Here is a 16,841-nt window from a genome sequence, read left to right as displayed (position 1 = left end):
TCGCGTTCTGTAAGTTCATAGCGGCGACGTGACATCAAAGACCTCCAAATCCGAAACCTTTGAATCACTAATCCATTCAAATAGCTAGACTATTTATGAGTGCACGACCTAAAGCTCTCCATCCAACATTTGGGATATAAATTTGCGGTTGGCGTGCGGCAAAGCGGGACACAACGGGAAATGTATACCCACCAGTCGTGATTTTTTGCTTCACAAAAGACGTTAAATAATACCCGTTTGAGTCAAGCCAAACGCCATTTGAGACGGTATTGTTGTTTAGGTCCCATTCAACCCATCCCGCCGAACGAGCGTCAGCTAGGCGCCAATTGAGCTGATCCTTAATTGTGTCAAGCGACCACCCGCCATTACCCAGCGTGTTAGCATATGCAGCGCCATCGGCCCAATTTGCGCCGCCGTTTGCTCGGCCGCTGATACTGATCGGCCAATTATTACCAAACCACGTTGCATCAACGTTTAGTTCCAGACCACTACTGCCCCATCCGACGCTTACTACTCCGCTGTTGAATTGCCTTACGGGTGTGAAGCCCAGCGCCTTTTGATAAATGGTATCAAAGTATGCTTTCAGCGTAGCTCTGATGTTCGCCCATGTCGTTTTGAACATGGTCGAGCCGCCAGCTTCGACACCAGTGAAAAAATCACCATCAGCGGGTGTAGTCTTGCCGTTTGCCCCGGCTACAGCCGCACCAACGGTTGCAGTTGTCGTGAGTGCAGGCAATTGTGCAGACGGAACTTTCCCGCTAGCGTCCAGTGATGCCACGCCACCCGCTGCGCCTTTGTCCACTGTTCCAAGCGCGTCGATATTGGCTCGGCCCTGCGCCCGCTGTGCAAGGCTGAAGTTTGTTGCTGCATCGACACGAACGCGAACCCCCAAAGCGGCGCCGACTAAAGCAGCAAAGTTGGGATCATTTCCCACAGCATTGGCTATCTTCATTAACGTATTTAGGCCTTCACCGGCTCCATCGATCACATCGTCAACGGCCTCCCTGATCGTATCCGCCACCTCATCGGCTGTCATGCCGTCAGTTATTCCGAAACCGCCCAGCGTCGTCGGCTTGTGGGTGAGATCAGCAAAGGAATGTTTGTGAGTCGATAAAGCCGTTTCGAACGACTTTATCTTCACATCAATTGCGGTAAACGTGGTGGCAATCTTGGCAATCTCGCCAAGCTGGAGGCCTTTTGGCGAGGGCAAATCCCACTCATAGTTTGTTGTCTTTGCCATCTATTACACCTTTGAAAGCAACATGCGCAGGCCGGAGATTTCCGGGCGCGCGGCTGGGGTTCCTGTCAAAACAAGACGCGTGCGTGCATCCAGATTGGCCGCTGGATAGTTTGCGCGCGTGAATGATTGCTCAACCAGACCGTCACCCAGCGGAGTGGCGTCTGACACGCTGACCGTCTCGTAATTGCCGGGAATGCCAATCTGCACCTGTGCCGATGAATTGGCCGGAAGCTTCGCGTCAAATGTCACAAGCACCCGGTTTGCATCGGTCGCATCCACCGCGCGCGTGACGTAATCGGCTGTGGTCTGCAACTCGCCATCAATGATCTGCACATTCGGAAACAGAAACGGCGTCACCCGTTCCGTGCCGCGCAGAACCGCCGACACCTGAATGGTCTCGTTCTGAATGTAATGATCAAAGCTGATGATCTGGCGCGGCGCTGACGTGATCACTTCGCCATTCGGTCGGGTCAGTCTTATGGTGACATCAACCGATGCATCAGGATATTCAACACCGGCGCGGATGATCACATCCGACATTTTGAGCGGCGTGAATGAACCGATCGGCACGATCTTTTCAATCGGCTCAAACGTACAACCAATCATTTCAAACCACAGGTCCGATTCATTATGAACGGTCCATGTCGAAGCATTCGATGACGACAGCAGCACGCCAACCGTAAACGGCTGGCCGGTGATGATCGAATTGGTGTCGAGGTCGATCTTGCCGATGGACGCGACAAACAATTCATGTTCACCATCGTCGGTGAGAACCACAAAGCAATGTTCACGGCCTCTGGGGATAAAGACCGGATATTTGAACATGGCGGTGAATATCTCACCTTGCCTGAGCGCTGTGCCTGGCACAAAAGCTTCCGCAATCACCTGCGACGTCGGCAGTCCCACTTCAACCGTTCTGATCTGCACCAGAATGGAATTGGAGGGTGAGCCAATTTTCGCGCACATCAGACGAATGCCAGCCAGACACCACGACTGGTCAAGCGTGAATGTCTGAGCCAGCGGGTCATGACTGCCACCGCTTGGCTCTCTGCTGGAAATAGAACTGGCGTTATTCGCTGCAATATTCGTTACGTTGGTGACGTTCGTCACGTTGTTGACGACGGTATTGTTGATAACCGGCTGCGGCATGCTTTCGGTCGAGGTTTCGAGCGAACTGGTCAGCCGGTATTCCTCAACCGTGATCTCGCCCCGCCCGACATAGGTGCAGCCTGCATCGGTTCCGGCGCTGCCTTCAAAGAAGACAGATTTCGAACCGGCTGGCACATTGGCGGGAATGGTGAATTCACCTGTCATCACCCCATCGCTGTCTGCCGGACCCGAAACGGTGAAGGCGACCTCAATGTCATCAAACCAGACTTTTGAAAGCACTTCATTTTCGATGAAGCCTTCCAGCCGGAAATTCACATCACGCGTGCGAATGAATTCCGCCGAGATGATCGTTTCACGGACCTTCTCGACCTGCTGTTCGAGCGAAATGCCGCTGATATATTCCCCTTCAGATGCTTCAAAGGCCTGCGTTTCCGGTGACGTCCAGCTTGTGCGCTTTTCCGTCCAGAAGTCGGTTGACGGCTCCACACTGGCGCGGCCCGGCATCGGCGTGAAAGTCTGATACGGGTTGATCTTCATCGAACCACTGCGGCGGTTCTGACGAATGACAATCACTTCGCTGTAATCAAGATGCTGAATCTCCATGAATGCCGGAAACTCATGCAGCGTTGGCTTGATTGGCAGGCGAAGCTTGCCGCCGACGATTGCGGCGCTCTGCGCAATACCCTGATCGCGCAGATCGTCATCAATGAATGGATCGACAAACAGACCGCGCTTGGCTGCGACTTCCCGCGAGGAAATATCATTCTTCAATCGCTCTTGCGCCACCAGATCATAAACATTGATCAGCATCTGCTCCATGCGCGTGAGGCGGTCATAGGCGAAATTACGCACCTGTGTGATCTCAATGCGCGGCGGACGGCCCCAATCATTATAGACGCGGGCAAGCTCCAGCCGATCAGCGGGCACTTCTGGCGGACGCGGACGCGAAACCGCCGAGACGCCCGTCAGATAGACCATGCCGCCCGATGGCTCGACCGCAATCACATCGATGCGCGGCAGCTTGTAGCGATAGTCAAACAGCACATTGGTGCCATTGGCAGCACCCGTCACCGTGATCGTCTCGCGGTCCACGGCATCGGGCTGGATATTCTCATTATAGCGATACTTGACCGTATAAGACGCACCGGGCGGCGGTTCCTTGCCCAATGGCGACCAGTCAATCTGCCCTTGCGAAAGCAGCCAGTCGGCAGGCGTGGTGTAAACCGTGGTGCCCGATTTGATTTCGAGGATCGCGGTAACAGAGGAATGCGGCAGCGGATCGGTCACACCGGCATAAGGACCGTGGACGATTGTGTCAGTGGTTTCCTTTTCGACGGTGATGCGGCGCACCTCGGCAATCGGAGTCTTTGAAACGGTAAAGACCTGTGTGCCGTCTGTGGCTGCGGTGAACGGATGCGGTTCCGCATCGATCATACGCAGATCGGGATTTTCCTCATACGCAAAGCGAAACGACTGGCGACGAATGACGCGGCGACCATTCACATAGGCCGTGCCTTCCGATACCGAAAACACCTGTTTGCCTTCGGCGTTCGGGCCAAGGGCTGTGACCAGAAAGCCGCTATTGACGAATGAGCCGTTGCTTTCGCGCGTAACGGTTTCCATCGCCTTGTAGATCTCGGAAAAGTCGGTGTTGGTTGACGTGGTGAGGATAACACCATCGCGCACCTGAAACACCGAAAGCACATCTTGCGCATGGCCGTCGAGCGAATGGCCCCATGTGAGCGTGATTTCAACACGGGCCGGGCCGTCTTCGGCAAAGGCTTCCGTGCCTTCAATATCGCCTTTCAGTGTCGCATCTTCAACATCGGTGACAAGCCGATCGGAATGGCGAACGCCAATCACGATCTCGCCTTTGTTCGGTAATGTGAAATCAGCCGCTGCCACATCATGGACGATGCCGCCAAAGTAAATGGCGCAGGCTGGAATTTGCACGCGGATATGATGCTCATCGGGAGCGGTCACAACCGGGTCGCTGCCATCCACAATGCGACCATCCTGAAGGATATAGTCGGCCACACGGCGGGTGTGATCGAGCGCAATATCCTGCGCTTCGTTCAAATCCTTGGATTGCAGATAGATTGGACTGTCGGGAAAGGCCACGGCATGGCGCTTCTGGGAGCGATCAAAGCGGCTTCCATAGCCTTCGCGTTTGATGATGCTGTTCATTGCGCCTCACAGGGTCAAAATAAAGCTGAAGGTCTGGCCGATAGAGCCGTCACGAACGATGGGGGCGAAGCGATCCACCTCAATCAATTTGCCGAAACTCACCACATTGGCGGCTGCGATATATTGCTGACCGGCTGGCACGCTTTCTGCCAACTGCGTTCCCACAAAGATGCCCGTTTCGCGCAATGTGCTGTCGGCTGCATCGGGCAGATCAAGCTGGAAGCGCACAACCACATAAGGTGTTGGCGTCTCGCTCTGCGAATAAGCAGCGCCGTCACTCATTAAGATGCTGCCTGCATTGTCCGGCGTGACAAAGAATTTCTCACGGGTGCGGGTGATGCCGACCTTGCTGACAAGGTCAGAAAGACCCGAAAGGGCTGCGTCCCGGCTTTCCTGTTCTTCCGGCGTGGTTGGCAATGGTTCGCTGTCCCATGCCGGATCTCCTTCGCCCACAGCGAGAAATAAAGTCATATTGAGAAGCGCTTGCGTGAGGACAGTGCGACCGTCCTGTGTGAACACAGCCATTATTCTGATCCTGTTTGAATACGTGGCACCGGAGCGCCAAACGGTTGATTGACGAAGGGCGCATTTTGGAAAGGCACGGTTGCGCGGTTGCGATAATCAACCCGCACGGCTGCGGTTGCAGCAAAGCGCGTGGCAGGCTGATTGCGCGGTATGTTGAGGGCAACGCTTCGCACCATAAGAAGGTGCTGCGTATGATGGACAACAACGCGACCACCTGTCGGCACAATGACCCGTTGCCTGCGATTGACGCGCAGCGAAAGAACCGGCTCATGTGGGGAGCGGCGAATGCCTGACCAGTCATTGAGAAAAGCATCCCCATTGAGCCGATGCTTGTTCAACTGAAAGGCCCGGACATCCCATCCGCTTGTGACGCGCGCAAACTCTGATCGCAGAGGCTTGGATGCCTTGATCAGCTGCGTCATCGGCCTGACGAAATCAGTATTCCTGACTTCAAAAGGCAGATGCACCTGAAACCACCACCATTTGCGCTTGGTGGCTTGAAATTCCTCAATGTCACCATCGTGATTGATCCAGCGCAGCGCGCGATGAAGGGCTGCCGGTGTGCCGATCAGCCGTTGCCAGAGAATGCCTTCCTGAAGTGCTGTTCGAAGGTCGGGCAAAAAATCGGCAATTTCATTCAGCCCGTATTCTGCAATGAGATAGGGAACGACTGAATCCGGTGGATTGAACTTAAAGCCGCGCAGTGCCTGAACGCCGGGCATCAGTACGGGCAGATTGTCCAAAGATTCAGAGAGCACTCTTTCCAGAGTGGTCGGCGCAGCATCGTCGCCGAGGAGATGCTGCCGATCCATCAATAATCCCGTCCTCTATAATTGAGTTTTATATTGCCGAGCGAAATTGCCACGCTTGGTGGCGCAATTTCCGAAATTGTTGGTGAGAGAATGTCGACACGCTTCACGCCCGACACGTGAAGGCGAGCCTCTATCCATGAAGGTTCAAGATCAAAGCCGATTTCAGATTCATTGAGCCATGCCTGACGCAGAAGCTCTGGCAAGGCGTCGAGAATGCCAAATGCTGCATCAGGCAGCAGCCAGATGTCCGCTTCAATATCTGTGCCAGTCGCAACAGCTGGCTCTATGATCAATGTGTCATTGAGCAAGCGCACCCTTTCGCTCATGACCTCTGCCTCAACGGCATCAAGCATTGCCTGATCGGGTATGCCGCCATTCTCCTGCGACAGAACAGCAATATGGATGATTGGCCAGAATTCTTCGCGATAGACTTTTACGCTGCGGATTCTGACATCAGCACGCCGGGCAGCGGCTTCATACCAAAACGAACTACCACCGGGGGAGCGCCCCTTAATCTCAATGACAAGACGAGACCGGAAAGCCTCGTCTTTTTCCCCGACAAGTCTGTAAACATCATAAAATGCGCCAAGATGGTCGAGATCGCTGCGAAGGGCAAAAGCCAGCAAATTGGCTTTAACCGCATCATTAATGGCAGCGCGCAAATCGGTTTCACGATAGGCATCTGCAAGATGAACCGTTTTGAATAAATCCGTTTCCAGATGGCCGACGTCATAGTCGATTCCAGCCGCTACAAGACGCTGGCGCAGATCCTCCATGCGGTCTGCAAGGATCGTCTCAACATAGAATGTCTTGATGACTTCGGGCGGTGGCAGGCTGGAAAAATCAAATGCAACTGTGCTCATAGCGACTTCACCAACACTTTCCCCGACGACACTGAAAGACTAAATGAAATGGCGCGTTCGACAGTCTGGTCTCCAAGATGACCACGCGGACGAAAATCTGCGAGGATCACAAAACCGGCCCGGCCCAGCCTGATTTCATCGGTGCTGCCGGTAACGCTCACGCGCCGCACCTGAAACCTTGGCTCCCAGAGGTCGATTGCGGTTGCAATCAAAGACTGGAAAGCGGCAAACAGATTGGGTGTCATCTTGCGCCCCAGAAGCTCGACAATACCGGCACCAAATTCGCGGCGCAGGATGAGCGAACCAATGCGGCGCATAAGGATGACTTCCACACCCTGATAGGCGGATTCCAGATTGGAGATCGGCAATCCCGTATGACGGCTAATCCCCACCATCTTGATTGCCTTCAGTTTCTTTCGTGCGTGGTTTGGGTTCAGGCCGTTCAAGGCGTCCGTGGTCGAGGTCGAAACGGGCCTCAGTGTCGCTCAGGCTCACTTTGCGGGTCGCAGGCACGCGTGCGCCATTGACCCATTCAACGCCCGGACGGACGCGATAGGTTTTTACGGTCATTTCTCAGCCCTTTAATTTGCGGGAGGATCGGTGTTGTCGCGACCGCGTTCAACGCCGCTATGGATGTGCGTGTCGCCTATGTCGGCACCATTATGCTTGACGTGTCCGCCCTTGAAATCGACGTTGCCTTCAACGACGAAATCCCCCTGGATTGTTATTTTTCCGTCTTTAACGGTGGCGTTGACACCAAAGGCCCGGAACACACTGGCCAGAAGGTCATTGCTTGGCGGCTGGTTGGCATCCGAAAAACCGCCCCTGATAAGCAATCCCTGACGCGGGTCGCCATTGGGGTTCATCATGCCGACTATCTGGCCCAGCGAAAGCGGCATCCATGTGCTGGAAGCACCACCGGATTCAGGATGCGGATACCAGGGCGAAAGAAACGGCTGCCCGTTTTCGTCCTCACCAAACTTGATGCGATAGCCTTTTTCTGCATCGATCACGGCGACAGGTCCGACTTTGAGAGACTTTCCGAAAGCCGTCTTCAGCATTTCGATGTCTATTTTCATGCCAACAAGATTGCGATGCATCATGGCACCTTTTGCGTTTGCGAAATCCCATCCATGTCGATTGTGCTTTCGGTCCAGCTTGGCGTTTCGCGCATGACATCAGATGGCAATGGCCCCAATCCAAGCGCCAGCAATTCCTGTGCCGTCATGCCGTGATCCTGTTGCAGTCGTTCCCACGGTTCGCGTTCGCCTGTTATCTTGGCTTCGATGAAGGCTGCTTTTTTCTGCAAGCTTTTGTCATCGCTGGCTTTTGCCATAGCGATAAACCGGGCAAACGGTGCGTCAGGATCAAGCGCGCGCTGCGGCTCTGGATCATCAATCAAATTGACGGTTATTTTCGTCTGATGCGCGGCGAGGCGAATGCCTTCGCTGACATTCCCAACCCGCCCGCGTTCGATAGAAGACGTTTTATAGATGAAGCTTAGAAAAATCTGGCTCCAGACATTATCGGGGTCGGTGAGGGCCTGTGCTATTTCCCGCGAGATGAGATCAAGGGTGAACTCAAAATTTCCGTCTGTGTCGGGAATGCCGATTTCCGGCATCATAGCCGTGCCATCTTTCGGGCTGACTTCCAGCATTTTGGCGGTAACACCCGTTTCAAACAGAACTTCTGTACGCCCATTCAACAGCAAGGCGCGCAGTTCGTTGTCTCCGACCTGCGCTTTCCCGGCATCGGTATAAACAGCGATGAAATAGCTGTCGGATCCGATCTCGATTTTTCCCGTAGCATCATTGTCAATGATACCGATTTCACTATCCAGAACATTGTTCTGCGCACGCGTCCGGCCTTTCAGAGCTTCGACGGCGGCGGCACGGAGGGCTATTCGGGCAAGGCTCATAATCAGGCATTCCCTGTTTTCCCGGCAGCAACTTCGCCAAGGGTGGCATAAAGACGGCGGTGCGAACGCAGATCGACATATTGCACTTCAAACATTGGCAGACCGGGACGCGCGAGCGCGCAGACGCGACAACCTTTGTGCAGCGCAATCGCCGGATATCGCGCGCGGTCAATGGCGATTGCTGCCTTGCCAGCGGCAAGTTTGATATTCCAATTACTGTTGTTGCCACCATCCGGCTGCAGGGAGGTGCGATCTTCCGTTCGCAGAACAGCCTCAATTTCGATAGGCGGCTGATCGGCGATTGTCTGGCCGTTTCGTAGCGGGAAAACGCGAAGAGGTTCTGCAAACTCGGCGTCGACCTCTTCATAAAGCGCATCGCGGTGTTCATCGAAACGCGAAGAGGTCATTTTGATTTGCCGCCATCACTATCAATGTTCAGGGCTTCTTGCTGTTGCTGAGGCGGCTTGGTTGCTTCTGCCAGTTGTTCGGTCAATGCAGCAACATGTTTGCGTTCCGCTTCCAGTTCCTTGCGAAGCTTGTCAGCTTGATCCGCAAGTGCCTGGTTGGCGTCGTTCAAGTCAGCCTGAAGAGAGCCGACTTCACCGGAAAGGCGAAGTTTGTAGGCTTCCAGCCCGGTGATTTTGGTGTCCGCACGCTGCAAATCACCGACAAGCTTTCCTCGTTCCGATTCAAGCCGGGTGATTTCTTCTTTGAGGGCTTCCGGGTCATCCGCATCTGCATGCGTGGTTTCAGCATCTTTTGCCGCTGCCGCAATAGCCTTCTTTCGCTTTTCAGCCTCCGCGTAATCATAGGCGATACGGTCAGAAATCAAATGGTCGCCATAGACCTTTGGGACTTCGATTGGTTGATGAGGAAGAACGCTAACATTGTTCTTCATCTCCAGAACATTTGCAGGGATTATGCCGCCGTTAGGAAACGCGACAAGGATCGTGGATTTCTTCGACATGGGTGTTCCTCATTTATGAGCACTGCGGCCCGCTCAGTGTAAGCGGGCCGGTGAACATGATGTCGGTTAGAGGGTAATCCTGCGCAGCGCGCCGGGCTTGGTGCAGAGCGAAATCGGATTCGATTGAACTTCGATATCGACGCCTTTGTCGTTTCGCATCGGGATCTGCTTCATGTAACGCGGAAGCCCCTTGGTATTGACCGTTTCCATGTAGTCGGCAGGGGCAAAGCGCGTGATGAACAATCCGGGGGCACCGATTGGTGTGACCCGGCCTTCATCATGATCGATATAGGCGGCACCCAGACTTGCCGTTGCACGCGAGCCCGTTTTGTAACGCTCGAACACAAACTTCCCGACGGTGAATTTGTCAGGGATGGCTTCCCGCAACTGGCCTGCGCCATTGGTTGCAAGGAAGGTTTCGCGGATGCGCTTGTGCCCCCAGAGCTTGAGGTGAAGGTTGCGCCCGGTCCAAACGTGAAAATGATCATAAAAGCCGTCGAGGTCATCTTCGATTGACCAGGCAACGTCTTTTTCAAGGATTTCATCGACTTTCGCAGCGTCATTGGCAAGATTAAGCGAAACAGGCGCGGGAACGGCGATGCCGAAACGATTATAGAGATCGTGCAGCACACGGCCTGATTTCGAGGTTACGATGCCCTTGATCGCCCCGATACGCTGATGTTCAAGTGTCATGTCGAGATCGAGCAAGTGACGGTCGACCTTGCTCATGACACGGTCCGTTACCTGTTCAACTTCGTTTTCTGTCCCGAAGGCGCGAATATTTTGAACTTCGTCCGCTTTCACAGAGTCGTTTCGCTCGTAATGATCGACATTGAACGGGATCAGTTTACGGCTTTCGCCTGTGGCGGTTTCACCAGGTCCACCACGTTCACTCGGCTCTACAAGGCTCAGCGAGCCGTCACGTTCTTCGACGGAGACCGTCGTTGTCGTGACGCCATCTTCCTCAAACATGCCTGAAGCGCCGATCTGGCCGGGGCGATAAGGCTGATTGTTGACGGCAGCAGTCAGCGACTGCACGGAAAATGCATCGTCATTAAAAATATCAAGGGTTGGCATATGGGTTTCTCCTTAGCGCGCCTTGATATGAACGGCGCGCAATTGTTCGAGTTTTGCCGCCTGCTTGGCAGCGTCGTTAACGGAAGCGTCAAACACCAGCAGCGAGGTTGTCACCTCGGCATGAACATTGATGATGACGGCTTCAGCATCGTTGTCAGTGGCATCAGCCGCATAGCAAAGGATGGCTGTGGCGGTTTCGGCACCTTCCTGACCGGCAATTTCGCCAGCAGGTGATGGAATGAAGCTGCCCTTGGCGGCTGTCAGTTCGCCGAGAACGGTGCCGGGTTTAAGCTTGCCGGTGCCTGCGGGGATTGTCGCAACATCGCGCGAGATATGGCCGTCGCCTTCATGCAGGATGAATTCGAGCGGACGCAGGCCCATAACCTTGTTTTCCATGGGTGTTTTCTCCTACTTGGCCGCTTGACGGCGGGAGGCGTAAATCTCGCCAGTGTTGATTTTTGCGGTTGGTGTGCCGGGCTTGCGCGGCGGTTGCGGCTGGGATTGACCAGACGCCAGCATGCGGCGCTGTTCATAAGCCTGAGCCGGGTCCGGTTCGGACTGATTGCTGGCCTCGGCTTTTGGGGCCACGGTCAAAGCCTTGATGGCATCGTCTGCCGACATGGTGGTGTCATAGGCAAAGTGGCTGGCCAGACCTTCGCGCCCGGAGGCTTCCGGGCTGGTCATGATCGCCTTGATCCGCTCTTTGGTCGCTTTTTCGGCATTGGCGGTTGCAGTGGCGATATCGGCGGGTGTCTGGCCCGCCTGCGGCTTGTCAGTCATATTGTCTTCCTTTTGACTGGTTGGCGCGGCGGCGGGTGCAGCCGCGTGCATTTCATGGTCGAGGGACCATGAATTTTTCTTGGCCAGTGCCGTGAGGGCGGCTGGCGCATTGCTATATTTTCGGTAATCAAAAGCAGAGAAGGCGACGGCCTTGATTTTATCTGTCTCGGTAGCGAAGCCCCGCTCTACAGCTTCCTCACCCGTGAGCCAGATTTCCTTGCGCATATCTGAGCGGATTTCAGATGCATCGCCCCCCGAACGATCCGCATATATCCCGGCCATCTGATCGCCGAGCTTGTCGAGGTACTGTTGTGCAGCCCCATGATCGTATGCATTTCCATGTGTTACAGAGGCTGGATCGTGGATCATCATCAGTGATCCGGCGCGCATGATGCGACTTTTACCAGCCATTGCGATGACAGAGGCGGCAGAACCCGCAAAAGCATCAACAATTACTGTGACGTTGCCCTTGTGGTTCATGAGCGCGTTGTAGATGGAGATACCTTGATAGGCATAACCGCCAGCAGAGTTGATGCGCACGGTGATGTCGCTATCACGCCCAACCTCGGCAAGGGCTGAAAGAACCTCAACATCCGTGAATCCTTCACCCCAATAGTTTTCACCGACGAACCCGTACAAAACGAGTTCGCCGTCCTGAAGAACAGCCATAATTTAAACTCCGATTAGCTCAGCAAAAGCGTATGCGCTTTGCATATCGGCGGCGTATGCCGCCCGTGATGCTCTGGCACTCTGCTGTCAGGCGCTCGATTTCCCGGTCGAGTGCGACGATGTTGGCTTTGCCGTAGCGAACTTCGTCATCGCCAAACCGAACAACTTCTGTCTGGCCACCGGCAACAATCTGAATGCGCAACCCGCGAAGCTTTTTCGCAGCGGTGCAGGGATCATCCAGATCGATTTCTGTTTTGCGGATTCTGACATTGGTCATGCAATTTTCTTTCCGCTTTTTTCAGGTTCCGGCTCATCATCTGGAAGCGGTTGCTGATTGGGGCGTTCATAAGGGGAGCGCATTCCGGCTGAAACATAACGCTTGTGCTCCCGTTCCTGCTGTTCGAACAACTCGTCAGGATCAATGCCCTTCACACCGCATTCCATGGCAACGCTGGACGTGCCGTTTGAAATGCGTTCCGATACGGCGCGCTCACTTTTATAATCATCAGCCGTTGGTGCGGCGGGGCCATACCAAAGCGCCCAGGTGAACTTGTCGCGATTGGCGGCAAAGACCTCGTAGCTGACCTTAAGCTTGAGGCGTCCTTCGCCAACTTCTTCATCCAGCCAGTTTTCAAAAATCGCCTGTTTGAGCGGCGCTGCGAGACGCTCACGCCTGCGCAGCACAATCGGCCAGATTGTAGCTGTTTCCATACGCACGGAGGAATATGTCGCGTTCGAATGGTCCATCGCATAGCTGCTATAGGTGACGCCGATCGCGCGCGCCGTTTCCCGGTCAAGGCTGGCTGCAAACGGGAGATAGCTGCCGCCCGGCGTCGAAGCCGTGCGGAACTGCAAATCTTCGTCGGGGCCAAGGTGCGAAACAGTTGGTGTGCCGTTTATATTGATGGCAGACTTTTTCGCCTCATCCATCTTGGCTTGAAAGAAGCCTGCAAAATCCTCGCGCAAATCTTCCTTGAGTTCATCGTCATCAATCGCCTCAATTGCTTCGAAAGCTTCACGCGATGGCGCTTCACTGGTTAAAACAGCAGCAAACACCGTCTGCAGAATGGCGGTCTGCAATGTGGCGTCATCAAGCGTTTCTTTCTGTGCATGTTTGCGCATCGCAGATGCGAGAACAGAAATGCCGCGAACGTCTGTTGCATCAACAGGGTCAAAGATGTGCAACACGATCGGGCGTCCATCAGCATCTTTCGCCGGGTAGCGGACTTTTTTGCTGAAGCCGCGCTCTTTTTCCTCAAACAGATACCCAACGGGCCGGCCATTCTCGTCGTGATAAACACCCTGAAACAGGTTTTCTGTTTCATTGGTATCCTGCACAAGCTTGTTTGGCGGGACCATACAGACCTTGAGGCCGGACTTGATCCCATATTTGCGCCGCTCTGCGCGGCTCATATAGGTCATCATCCCGGTGATTTCGCCAAACGCCATATTCCAGCGCAGGCCAATATCCACCATTTGCGGCACGGTGAACTTTCCGCGTGCATCGCATTCGGCAGGGTTCCACGCCCATTTCTTCCAGCGCTTTTTGATCTGAGCAACGAGTTCGGCAGTTTCCTCACGCGAATAGCCGAACTCTTCAAGATCCGGTTGCGGTTGTAAAATGAGTTCAACGCCAACCGTATCGGCGATGACCTGATCACAAGCACCTTTGAGCTTGCCGGAATTCTGGATGAAATCCAGTGCATAAGCCGCGACGCGCGACCAGTTGCGGCGGATTTCATCGCGGCTATCGATAATGGAAACCTGACGCGAGGCGAGTGCACCGGACTTTGTGTCCCGCAACATACGAGCAAGCGGACGCATCGATGAAACAGACAGAGCCGTGCCAGAGCGCAGGGCACGACCCAGCCCCTTGATACGTTCTACCAGTTTCATCGTTTTTTCCATTCATCGCGCCGGGCTGTTCTGTCCCGTTGTTTTTTGGGTTTCTGCGGTTTGTCGAAAACGCTTGTATCGGCATGGCCGAACAAATCGTCCTCGGCTGGCACGCCATGAACCTTGACCAGCAGGTCGGCCCACCGCTCGGCGGTCAGACGAAGTTTGCGTTCCAGGTGCCAGCCGAGTGCGAAGGCGTAAACGGTGGTGTCAAACCAGTCGTTTTTGCGCCCCGCGATCTTTTTCCAGATGCGTCCCGCCTTTGACGGGATCAGTTTTCTCTTGCCGCGTGAGGGTGAAGACAGCGCTTCCTCGTCGGGATCGATCAGGCTTTCTGCCGTCAATTCCTGAGCGAAGTCTTCGTCGCAGATATCGTTTGCAATGTGCAAAGTGTTACGCGGCCATTGTCCGCGCTCATCCGCTCCAAGGATTAAATTGGCAAGCGATGCGACGACAGCGGTTTTTACGTCATAAAGGCCCACCGGATACAAAAGCACCTTCGCAATAATGCGCCGGTTCTTGTCTTTGATGTCCCGTTTAACCGGGGTGCCAAGCCAAGGCAGGCCCTGCGGTGCGCGCCCATCGAGTGCATAAACATTCGGACGCGGTGCGCAGAAACGATAAACGCGGTCTGTCGCAAAGCCAGAGTCGACGCCCGAAAGGTCTATGCCTTTTGTCCCACCGCCTGCGGTTGGATATTCACGCTCAAAAGCATTGGCGAGGGCGATCCATGGTTCATCACTCTGATCGGGCGCACCTTCGAATATTTCGCGGTCAATGATTTGATACTGACCGTTTGGCCCCAGAGCGATAACCATCCATTTGATGCCATAGCCCTGAACGTCAGCGGCAGAAACAACAAGCCCAGCCCATGACGGGATAACGCGTGACGGCAGCAACTCCTTGCGAACGGCTTCAACGATTTTCTCATGCTCAACGGCAATGCCAACAGGGTCATATGGCAAGGCCAAATCCTGCTGAAAGAAGGTGCGCATCTTGGTGACGTTGCCTTGCGCATCCGCCCACCGTGTCCAAATATCAGCCCAACGTTCACGCGGGGCATAACCCGCCCACAGATGCCAGGACGGTTGCCAGTCACGACAACGGCCCTCGCAAGGATCGCAGCGCCAGACTTCAATCTGCTCTTCTGGAATAGCCAGCGGTACCGGTGGCTCCCCTTCACGCACCCGGCGTGCAATCCATTTTCCTTGCGGCAGCATTTCATGCTTATGGCCATCAATGATAACTTCGTTGCAGGATATGCAGCGGAAATGAACCGGCAGTCCGTTGTCGGTGTCAGCTGGCAGCATATTGTCGAAGTCGAGCGCCTGATAGGTCCGGCAATGCGGGCAGGGCAGATAATAATAGCGCTGATCACCCGCATCAAAGTCTTCGGAAATGGCACAACTCCCGGCAATGCCGGGTGTCGACCCCTGCCACTCCTTCGCCATGTCGCCATGCATTTTCTGACGCGCGCGCGCCTGATCGCGAGGACTACCGCGCCCGTCAACATCGCTCAGATAGCCTGTGATTTCATCCATGGCGAGATACTTGATGGAGACCATCTGCAAGCCTTTGGATGAACCTGCATTCACAATCTGACAAAACCCACCGGCGAAGCGCTTGAAAGCCGTGGTCGAACCTTGCTCATCCCGGCTGTTGACCGGCAGCACCTTGTGCTTGATGCGCGGCGTTGCCTCAATCGTCGGATGCAGTTTGATGCGATTGAACTTGGTCGCTTCTTCAAGCGTTGGCAACACGATCATCATGGAGCCTGGCGCCTGGTCAACAATCAAGCAAAACCAGTTTTCAATGGCCGTCGATTTTCCAAGCTGTGCCGCCCACCGTGCCGTGCAACGGCGTGCCGGATGATCGGGATGCAGGCAATCCTGTGGCTCTCGGAGATAGGGCACACGGTCGGTGCGAAAGTCCCCCGGCCAGGGCGAACCCGATTCCGGCGAGACTTTTCGATAGCGATCCGCATGTTCCGAGATGGACAGATTTTCAATCGGGCGGCTTGCAGCTTCCAGTCCGCGAAACAACACCAATTCACCACGCGGCAATTCTTTAAATTGCGCGTGTGGCTCAAGGGCGTTCATGGCAGTTCAGTTTCCTCTTTCAGTTCATCGGCAAGATCGGCCTCGTCGCGCTGACTCATGGCATCGATCCTTCCGAGGATATTTTGATTGAATACGTCCAGCCCCTTGCGCATGAATGCCTTGAGCACGATCCGCGCCGAACGTTCATCAAAGCCGTATTTTACCGACGCATTTGCCGCTTCGGTTTCCAGTGCACGTTCGAAAGCACTCTGCATGAGAGCGACAGCATCCCGACCGGCCCGGTCAACCTCGGATACTTTGGTCAGCGTCTTGCGGCGTTCGGCAAGATCCATTTCGCGCAACTCAGCATCGGCCTGCGCTTTTCTGGCTACACCATCTGACTGGCTTCCGCTAAATCGCGGCGCAGGGCGGAATGTGCCCTGCGCCGCGGGCGTCCGCGCTGTGGGAGGAGTCGCGCGAATACGAATATTCTCTCCCCGGTGAGCAACCAGAGTGTTGAATTCGACCAGACGCGCCTTGCCTTCTTCGCGGATTTCTATCGCTTCGCCATGCTGCTTGATGTAGCGGGATAGCGTTGAGCGTTCGACAAGATCGCCCATTTCCGTCAGCCGTTGCGCGGCTTCCGATATCGAAATCCAATCGCCGTCTGACATGATGATCCGTTCAATGTTGTGTGTATGCACGCGTGCAAGCACGTGTATGCGTGTATCGCTTTCAAAACGACCTACTGGTGAAAT

At 54.6% G+C, this 16,841-nt stretch carries 18 protein-coding genes; all 18 read right to left on the bottom strand.

Translation table 11 applies throughout. The features are described from left to right. Positions 1-76: 76 nt before the first annotated feature. A complete protein-coding gene (locus tag ABE530_RS17935) occupies positions 77-1,240 on the bottom strand; it encodes a hypothetical protein (protein ID WP_499695460.1) in 1,164 nt (387 codons plus the stop codon). Between the two features lie 3 nt (positions 1,241-1,243). After that, a complete protein-coding gene (locus ABE530_RS17930) occupies positions 1,244-4,537 on the bottom strand; it encodes a DUF4815 domain-containing protein (RefSeq protein ID WP_499695459.1) in 3,294 nt (1,097 codons plus the stop codon). A 6-nt stretch (positions 4,538-4,543) separates the two neighbouring features. Then, on the bottom strand, positions 4,544-5,062 hold the full coding sequence (locus ABE530_RS17925; protein WP_499695458.1) for a BW3TFN family phage tail fiber component: 519 nt from the start codon (positions 5,060-5,062) through the stop codon (positions 4,544-4,546). Beyond that, positions 5,062-5,874, bottom strand: coding sequence for a phage tail protein (locus ABE530_RS17920; RefSeq protein WP_499695457.1), 813 nt, complete (start codon positions 5,872-5,874; stop codon positions 5,062-5,064). Before ABE530_RS17920 ends, ABE530_RS17925 begins: the two co-directional genes overlap by 1 nt. Then, positions 5,874-6,737, bottom strand: a complete 864-nt coding sequence (locus ABE530_RS17915) for a baseplate J protein (protein ID WP_499695456.1) — start codon at positions 6,735-6,737, stop codon at positions 5,874-5,876. Before ABE530_RS17915 ends, ABE530_RS17920 begins: the two co-directional genes overlap by 1 nt. Further along, a complete protein-coding gene (locus ABE530_RS17910; protein WP_499695455.1) occupies positions 6,734-7,132 on the bottom strand; it encodes a GPW/gp25 family protein in 399 nt (132 codons plus the stop codon). Before ABE530_RS17910 ends, ABE530_RS17915 begins: the two co-directional genes overlap by 4 nt. Then, positions 7,119-7,307 (bottom strand): hypothetical protein, encoded by a 189-nt coding sequence (locus ABE530_RS17905; protein ID WP_396997275.1) that lies wholly within the window; start codon positions 7,305-7,307, stop codon positions 7,119-7,121. Before ABE530_RS17905 ends, ABE530_RS17910 begins: the two co-directional genes overlap by 14 nt. A gap of 11 nt (positions 7,308-7,318) precedes the next feature. After that, positions 7,319-7,840 (bottom strand): baseplate assembly protein, encoded by a 522-nt coding sequence (locus ABE530_RS17900; protein WP_499695454.1) that lies wholly within the window; start codon positions 7,838-7,840, stop codon positions 7,319-7,321. Beyond that, on the bottom strand, positions 7,837-8,655 hold the full coding sequence (locus tag ABE530_RS17895; protein ID WP_499695453.1) for a hypothetical protein: 819 nt from the start codon (positions 8,653-8,655) through the stop codon (positions 7,837-7,839). Before ABE530_RS17895 ends, ABE530_RS17900 begins: the two co-directional genes overlap by 4 nt. A gap of 2 nt (positions 8,656-8,657) precedes the next feature. Further along, positions 8,658-9,062: a hypothetical protein gene (locus tag ABE530_RS17890; RefSeq protein WP_499695452.1), complete on the bottom strand. Its 405-nt coding sequence runs from the start codon at positions 9,060-9,062 to the stop codon at positions 8,658-8,660. Further along, positions 9,059-9,622: a hypothetical protein gene (locus ABE530_RS17885; protein ID WP_499695451.1), complete on the bottom strand. Its 564-nt coding sequence runs from the start codon at positions 9,620-9,622 to the stop codon at positions 9,059-9,061. The genes ABE530_RS17890 and ABE530_RS17885 overlap by 4 nt, the downstream gene beginning before the upstream one ends. A 66-nt stretch (positions 9,623-9,688) precedes the next feature. Further along, positions 9,689-10,699: a major capsid protein gene (locus ABE530_RS17880; protein WP_499695450.1), complete on the bottom strand. Its 1,011-nt coding sequence runs from the start codon at positions 10,697-10,699 to the stop codon at positions 9,689-9,691. Positions 10,700-10,711: 12 nt separating this feature from the next. Further along, entirely contained in the window at positions 10,712-11,095 is a 384-nt protein-coding gene (locus tag ABE530_RS17875) for a head decoration protein (RefSeq protein ID WP_499695449.1), read from the bottom strand. Between the two features lie 12 nt (positions 11,096-11,107). Then, complete coding sequence (locus ABE530_RS17870) at positions 11,108-12,148, bottom strand: head maturation protease, ClpP-related (protein WP_499695448.1); 1,041 nt, start codon at positions 12,146-12,148, stop codon at positions 11,108-11,110. 19 nt (positions 12,149-12,167) lie between these two features. Further along, positions 12,168-12,425 (bottom strand): hypothetical protein, encoded by a 258-nt coding sequence (locus tag ABE530_RS17865; RefSeq protein ID WP_499695447.1) that lies wholly within the window; start codon positions 12,423-12,425, stop codon positions 12,168-12,170. Continuing rightward, positions 12,422-14,044, bottom strand: a complete 1,623-nt coding sequence (locus ABE530_RS17860; RefSeq protein WP_499695446.1) for a phage portal protein — start codon at positions 14,042-14,044, stop codon at positions 12,422-12,424. Before ABE530_RS17860 ends, ABE530_RS17865 begins: the two co-directional genes overlap by 4 nt. Continuing rightward, positions 14,041-16,143 carry a terminase gpA endonuclease subunit gene (locus tag ABE530_RS17855; RefSeq protein WP_499695445.1) on the bottom strand — a complete coding sequence of 701 codons (2,103 nt, stop codon included), beginning with the start codon at positions 16,141-16,143 and terminating at the stop codon, positions 14,041-14,043. Before ABE530_RS17855 ends, ABE530_RS17860 begins: the two co-directional genes overlap by 4 nt. Beyond that, on the bottom strand, positions 16,140-16,757 hold the full coding sequence (locus ABE530_RS17850; RefSeq protein WP_499695444.1) for a hypothetical protein: 618 nt from the start codon (positions 16,755-16,757) through the stop codon (positions 16,140-16,142). The genes ABE530_RS17855 and ABE530_RS17850 overlap by 4 nt, the downstream gene beginning before the upstream one ends. Between the last annotated feature and the right edge of the window lie 84 nt (positions 16,758-16,841).

The sequence above is a fragment of the Brucella sp. TWI559 genome (assembly GCF_039674265.1).
GTDB lineage: Bacteria > Pseudomonadota > Alphaproteobacteria > Rhizobiales > Rhizobiaceae > Brucella > Brucella chromiisoli.
This window is presented reverse-complemented; position numbering and strand designations above follow the sequence as displayed.

Coding starts and splice junctions, on each gene's coding strand:
- ABE530_RS17880 (WP_499695450.1), bottom strand. CDS start 10,699: ATGCCAACCCTTGATATTTTTAATGACGATGCATTTTCCGTGCAGTCG.
- ABE530_RS17875 (WP_499695449.1), bottom strand. CDS start 11,095: ATGGAAAACAAGGTTATGGGCCTGCGTCCGCTCGAATTCATCCTGCAT.
- ABE530_RS17865 (WP_499695447.1), bottom strand. CDS start 12,425: ATGACCAATGTCAGAATCCGCAAAACAGAAATCGATCTGGATGATCCC.
- ABE530_RS17850 (WP_499695444.1), bottom strand. CDS start 16,757: ATGTCAGACGGCGATTGGATTTCGATATCGGAAGCCGCGCAACGGCTG.
- ABE530_RS17910 (WP_499695455.1), bottom strand. CDS start 7,132: ATGGTGGGGATTAGCCGTCATACGGGATTGCCGATCTCCAATCTGGAA.
- ABE530_RS17920 (WP_499695457.1), bottom strand. CDS start 5,874: ATGGATCGGCAGCATCTCCTCGGCGACGATGCTGCGCCGACCACTCTG.
- ABE530_RS17885 (WP_499695451.1), bottom strand. CDS start 9,622: ATGTCGAAGAAATCCACGATCCTTGTCGCGTTTCCTAACGGCGGCATA.
- ABE530_RS17870 (WP_499695448.1), bottom strand. CDS start 12,148: ATGGCTGTTCTTCAGGACGGCGAACTCGTTTTGTACGGGTTCGTCGGT.
- ABE530_RS17935 (WP_499695460.1), bottom strand. CDS start 1,240: ATGGCAAAGACAACAAACTATGAGTGGGATTTGCCCTCGCCAAAAGGC.
- ABE530_RS17905 (WP_396997275.1), bottom strand. CDS start 7,307: ATGACCGTAAAAACCTATCGCGTCCGTCCGGGCGTTGAATGGGTCAAT.
- ABE530_RS17900 (WP_499695454.1), bottom strand. CDS start 7,840: ATGATGCATCGCAATCTTGTTGGCATGAAAATAGACATCGAAATGCTG.
- ABE530_RS17895 (WP_499695453.1), bottom strand. CDS start 8,655: ATGAGCCTTGCCCGAATAGCCCTCCGTGCCGCCGCCGTCGAAGCTCTG.
- ABE530_RS17930 (WP_499695459.1), bottom strand. CDS start 4,537: ATGAACAGCATCATCAAACGCGAAGGCTATGGAAGCCGCTTTGATCGC.
- ABE530_RS17925 (WP_499695458.1), bottom strand. CDS start 5,062: ATGGCTGTGTTCACACAGGACGGTCGCACTGTCCTCACGCAAGCGCTT.
- ABE530_RS17890 (WP_499695452.1), bottom strand. CDS start 9,062: ATGACCTCTTCGCGTTTCGATGAACACCGCGATGCGCTTTATGAAGAG.
- ABE530_RS17860 (WP_499695446.1), bottom strand. CDS start 14,044: ATGAAACTGGTAGAACGTATCAAGGGGCTGGGTCGTGCCCTGCGCTCT.
- ABE530_RS17915 (WP_499695456.1), bottom strand. CDS start 6,737: ATGAGCACAGTTGCATTTGATTTTTCCAGCCTGCCACCGCCCGAAGTC.
- ABE530_RS17855 (WP_499695445.1), bottom strand. CDS start 16,143: ATGAACGCCCTTGAGCCACACGCGCAATTTAAAGAATTGCCGCGTGGT.